The organism is Hoylesella buccalis ATCC 35310 (assembly GCF_000177075.1).
GTDB lineage: Bacteria > Bacteroidota > Bacteroidia > Bacteroidales > Bacteroidaceae > Prevotella > Prevotella buccalis.
In genome coordinates, this window is sequence record NZ_ADEG01000076.1 from 1 (window position 1) to 5,736 (window position 5,736).

5 protein-coding genes are annotated in these 5,736 nt (G+C 45.3%); 2 read left to right on the forward strand and 3 right to left on the reverse strand.

Features of this window, described 5'->3' with window-relative positions; translation table 11 throughout:
- Positions 1-736: MFS transporter (locus HMPREF0650_RS08160; RefSeq protein ID WP_004349909.1), on the forward strand; the 736-nt coding region annotated here is incomplete at its 5' end.
- Positions 737-877: 141 nt separating this feature from the next.
- Here the strand turns inward: HMPREF0650_RS08160 and HMPREF0650_RS08165 are convergent.
- The gene (locus tag HMPREF0650_RS08165; protein WP_004349910.1) at positions 878-2,434 is read right to left on the reverse strand and encodes an OmpP1/FadL family transporter; all 1,557 of its coding nucleotides are present in this window, start codon (positions 2,432-2,434) and stop codon (positions 878-880) included.
- Positions 2,435-2,464: 30 nt separating this feature from the next.
- Entirely contained in the window at positions 2,465-3,526 is a 1,062-nt protein-coding gene (locus HMPREF0650_RS08170; RefSeq protein ID WP_004349912.1) for a hypothetical protein, read from the reverse strand.
- A gap of 140 nt (positions 3,527-3,666) precedes the next feature.
- On the opposite strand from HMPREF0650_RS08170, the gene prmA reads away from it, so the two are divergent.
- Entirely contained in the window at positions 3,667-4,530 is an 864-nt protein-coding gene (gene prmA / locus HMPREF0650_RS08175) for a 50S ribosomal protein L11 methyltransferase (protein WP_004349913.1), read from the forward strand.
- A 308-nt stretch (positions 4,531-4,838) separates the two neighbouring features.
- Here the strand turns inward: prmA and HMPREF0650_RS08180 are convergent, their stop codons facing one another.
- Positions 4,839-5,666 carry a glycoside hydrolase family 25 protein gene (locus HMPREF0650_RS08180; RefSeq protein ID WP_040562940.1) on the reverse strand — a complete coding sequence of 276 codons (828 nt, stop codon included), beginning with the start codon at positions 5,664-5,666 and terminating at the stop codon, positions 4,839-4,841.
- Positions 5,667-5,736 lie beyond the last annotated feature (70 nt).

The following is a 5,736-nucleotide window of genomic DNA, read 5'->3' on the forward strand; positions in this document are numbered from 1 at the left end:
CTTTATTGTTTATGGTTTCATGGACAAGAAGTTGGATGCACAAGGTGTGGAAGAAGAGAAAGACGATCCATTCAAAGTGTCGGACATTGGAAAGATATTATCACTGAAAATGTTCTGGATTGTGGCGCTTCTCTGCGTACTTTACTATTCAGCCATCTTCCCTTTCCAAAAATACGCCATCAACATGTTGCAATGCAACCTTAACTTTACGGCCGAACAAGCAGGTATGGTGTTCTTCGTATTTCCATTAGGTGCCGCTGCCGTCACTCCTTTCTTGGGCAATTTCCTCGATCGCAAAGGTAAAGGAGCATCCATGCTCATCTTAGGCGCCATGCTCATGGTGATATGCCACCTTGTGTTTGCGTTCGTCGTACCAGCCACACAAAGCGTCATCATTACCTATGCCGCCATCATCCTGTTAGGCATTTCGTTCTCATTGGTTCCGGCTGCGCTGTGGCCTTCTGTTCCAAAGCTGATTGATGACAAACTCATTGGTTCAGCATACGCTTTGATTTTCTGGATTCAGAACATCGGTCTGTATGCCTTCCCCATGATCATTGGTTCTGTGTTGCGTTCATCCAACCCTGGTGTTACCGACCCATTGAAGTACAACTATACCGTACCTATGTTGGTATTCGCCTCCTTGGGCGTAATCGCACTTATCTTGGGATTCCTGTTAAAAGCCCTTGACAAGAAGAAAGGCTATGGCTTGGAACAACCGAATATCCAAAAGTAGGCGTGATAGCACTGGGCAAGTACGAAACGCTTGCCCATGGGCATGATATCAATTAGTCCACCCTATCTCAACCCACCTGTACCAAGAAGGGCTCAACTTATTACAGTTGAGCCCTTCTTGCTATATAAATGGTTGCTTGTATCAGAAGCGATAGCCCAGAGTGAGCAATAGCTGATGGCACTTGTTGCTAACGCTTACCGCATCTGCGATACAGTTCTCTTGTTTATTTGTTTTAGAACGGTAACTCATGAATGGATAAAAATCTCCATTGGTCTGCGTATACTGATAGGCCAAGTCTACAAAGAACTTCTTGACAGAGTAACCTAATCCGCACGTGATTCGGTTGGTACTTTCCCAGTTGGTGTAGTCGGTTGAGGTCGCGTATGCGCTTCCTGGCGAAGAAATACTACCGTCACGATAGCCATCTTTGCTGAACATCGGACTCAAATAGTTATACCCCAGACGGACAGCCCAACTTGGATGCGGTTTGTATTCCGCGCCAAATTTTACTGTACTCACTCCTTTCAGGGTTGCTTTGGTATGGTCGTTCATGCCACCGTCGCTGTAAGAGTCGTCATAATAACCACCATCTACAGGGTCATAATAACCACCGTTGTTCACGCGATTATCGATTGTGCCATAGTCAGCATACTCGTAGGTTGCACCCAAGGCCAACTCTCTGCCCATAGTATGTCCTAGGCTCAGACCAAACTTCCAAGGTGTGTATACCTTGAAATCATAATCTGAGCTTTGCCCTTTGTCTACCCTGTCCAGCCCAGCACCCATGGTCATATCATTTGCACCTTTTAGATGTAAGCTGTACATGGTAGGCGTGTGGATATATGCCCCTATGCGGAATGGAGAATTTTCTATGGGTAGGAAGATAGCACCAGCCTTGATATCAACACCAGTACCATCTATACGCAGGTCTTCCCACATTCCCATTACTGTGTTACGCTCCAAATTCTCTGTGTAATAGCTGTTACTGCGATAGTTCACGTCGTGCAAACCAAAGGTCAATCCAAGGTACACCCGATTGTTAAAGTTGCCGCTTAAATTGAAGCTATACTCACCAATGTATCCCTTTTGATACTGTCCAAACACATAGGCCGTACCATCAAGATAGTCCATGCCTGTCTGTTTGCCATTTGAATCCTTGATAGGAGCCATCAAACTGGCATAGTTGGCATCTACGCCATTCCAATTATAGTCATTTGCAAACGGATACTTCATCGCCGATAGTTTATTCTGTGAGGCATGCGATAGCGCGTTTGCAGCCGTTAGAATCTGGTCAAAGTTACGACTCTTGTGGTAATTAAAGGCAAAGTTCATATATCCGTTCCGACCCGTGCGCATCGAGTAAACTAACCCAATTTGGTCAAAGCTGGCATTGGTCTTGTTACCATTGATGCTTGTATGGATATTGTTGAAAGAGGGCGTGGTGGTTTCACCTTGTTGAGTGACCAAGCCTCCAGATACAGTAACCTGCCCGGACCGGAACAACCCTATCCCCGCAGGGTTAGTGCTAATCGTGGATATATCCGCACCCAGTGCTTCCAAAGCACCGCCCATGCCTATATAACGAGCCGTACCGTTGAGGTCGTTGTCAATCAGTTTCGTATCTTGATAAGTCTCTTGTGCTGTCAGTGATGCCGACATGCACATCATGACCGCCATCAGGCAATATTTTGTCTTCATTTGTCTCATCTTTTATATTCGTTTTATTCTTTACCTTCTACCTCCACCAAAGTGGCCACCGCCACCGCCAGAAGAGTGTCCGCCGCCAAAACCGCCACCGGAAGAACGTGTGCCACCAAAGCCACCACCGGAAGAACGTGAGCCGCCAAAGCTACCACCGGAAGAACGTGAGCCGCCAAAGCTACCACTGTTATAACTTGGTGTAGACCTGGTGGAATTACCAAAGCTACTATTACTGCGAGTGCCGATCGAATTGGAACGAGGCGTATCGGTTCTGCCACCGAACGACCTGTTACGTCTACTGCGGGTTGTATAAGTACTCCCTGGCTGTCTGTTGCGATTTGTCGTTCCACGAGCGAATCGCCCTGTACTGTATGTATCTCCGCTGCCGCCAAATCTCCAGGTTCTGTTTCCGGTCAAGCCACGGGGGTTGCCTTCGTATACACGTGCATAGCCTCTACCATACCCGCCATACGGATAGTTATACCAGCCTCCGTAATATGAACCATACCATCCGCTATAGCCATAATACCAAGGATTGTACCATGGATCGTAGAAACCATAATAGCCACCATACCAAGAACTGTACCAGGGATCGTAGAACCCAGTATAACCATAATACCATGGGTCATACCACGGATCATAAAAACCCCAACCGGCACGCCAATAAGGATAGGCTCTCCAACGATAGCTGCTGTAGAACCACGGATTATAATAGCCGTCCCAGCGGCTCATCCGACTTGTATATTCAAAGTCATCACCATCGACCATCGTATCATAATACTTGCCGACAAAAGTGGTGTCGATGTAGGTAGAGTCGGGATAAACCCCTCTACCCTTCTGAAATTCGATGACATCGTTGCCGCGATTGTCTGTTCCTATCTTCTGATAATGACTCCAATACTTACCATGACGATTATATTCGTCTACATCACGGTTGCTGCCACTATAGGTCACTTCACGATTATTCGTTCGCACTGTTGACTTTTTAGCGGTAGGCAAGTTAGACGGAAGAATGTACATATCGTCTTGTGCCAACATCTTATAGGGCATCATTCCCAACAATAGGGTGAATAATATGAGCTTTTTCATCGTGTTACTCCTTTCTATTATATGCTTTTCCACAATGCAAATATATCAAATATGTTTATGCAAATATAAGGAAATTCCCTAACTATGGATAGGTTTTTCCCTATTTTTTATACCTTTGCGGCATCTTTTACGTTAAGAATATGAAATATAAGATAGCAGACTTTAAAATAGGCTGTACGCCGGAGCTTACGCAAATTGCCAAAGACCTGTTACCTGATTTGATGGGAGAAATTGGTTTTGAGTCGTTTGAAGACACTCCCGATGGACTCAAAGGATACATTCCCGCAGATTTAATGGAAACCAACAGCTTGAAGCAAGTGCTTGACACCTTTCCCTTAGAAGGCGTCAACATCACCTACACGCTTTCCGACACTGAAGACAAAAACTGGAACGAGGCCTGGGAAAACACAGGGTTCGCACCCATCAAAATTGACGACAAGGTGCTGGTTTATGATGCAAGAGCTGGGAGAAAACCCGCTGGTCACTCGCTCATCAACATCGGAATCGAGGCGAAACAAGCCTTTGGCACGGGAACTCACGAAACTACCCGCATGATGATTGGAGCCATGCTACAGCTGTCACTAAAGGGAAAACGGGTTCTGGACAGTGGATGCGGCACGGGCATTTTGGGCATCGCCGCCCTTAAACTGGGCGCAGAGGCGGTCGTTGGCTTTGATATCGACGAGTGGAGTGTGGAAAACACCCAACACAATGCAGCCATCAATGAGGTTGACAACATCGAGGTTTTCCATGGTGACGCACACGTTTTATCGCATGTGTCGGGGGTATTTGACGTGGTGTTGGCCAACATCAACCGCAACATACTTCTGAACGACATGCCCGCTTATCTGGAAATAATGAATGCTGGCTCGGTACTGATTATCAGTGGCTTTTATGAGGAGGATGTAAAATTGCTTGACGAAAAAGCCAACTCATTAGGATTAGTAAAGACAAGCCAAAAAACAGATAACCACTGGTGCTGTTTGACATTTATCAAGCAGTAGCCATCTCGCAACTACTTGATTACGAACAAAATACAGATACATATTCAAACTCATTGACTTTGTCCCTCAAAGTCAATGGGTTTGGCCTTCAAAAGCATTGACTTTAACGCTTAAAGTCGTAGAGATTGGCTGAGCTTCAAATAGCTGTACAGTTTTTATTTGTTTATTCTAAATTACTTGCCAATATTTTTCAATGATATTATTTTACTTATCAATCCCCTTTTTGAGGCTCAAAGGTATGAAAAATCGTTGAATAATGGCCATGAAAGAGCGACGAGTGCATCAAGATGTTTGACACATCCCCATGTTCACCAAGTTACCTTTTGGCGGCCAATGGTCATCTGCTTCAAATCGTAAAACGAGCCGTTGTAGACATTCAAGTCAACGAACCCTTTGATACCGGGCAGTTTTCCGGCATCGGTATGCTGCCAGAATTTCCACTTGCCTTTATAGGTAACCTTCTCAACATAGTAATGGGCTATCCAGTAGGGATAATCATCAAAGACAGGTGCACCCAGATATTCGTCCTTGAATTTATAATATGTATAAATCATAGGCTTCACATGGTACTTGTCTTCAACAATGTGCAACCAAGTGAGGATATCTCGTTGAAAGTCTTCCACGCTCTGATCCTTAGGTTTGTGTTCAACATCCAAGACCGGTGGCAGGTCACCATCTTCCAGATGTACCTGCTTCAAAAAATAGTATGCCTGATCTCTGGCCGACGAATGGTTGCTCCAAAAGTGATAAGCCCCCCTGATAAAGCCATGCTCGCGTGCATTATAAAAGTTATCGTTGAAATTGTCATCCAATTTGTCGGCACCCTCTGTTGCCTTGATCATGACAAACCTGAGCGGGCACCCTCCTATCATACCATTGCGCAACAGTTGCCAATTGATGTCACCTTGATAATGAGAGATGTCGATACCATGTATCTCATAACCTGCGGGATAGTCGGCATCACCATAAAGTGCGCGCCACCTGAACCCGGTAGGACTTACAAAAAACTCATAAAATGCCCACATGTAGAGTAACGCAAAGATAATGCCCCCAACCCAAACGGCCCGTCGGGGACATCTACAGAAGAATCGTGTGCGTTTCTTTCTGACTCGCTTTCTTCTTTTTCTTGTAGGCATTGAATGATGAGATTGAAAAAGAGAATCTGCCATGCAATACGTAACCGAACTACATCAGCAGACTCTCTTT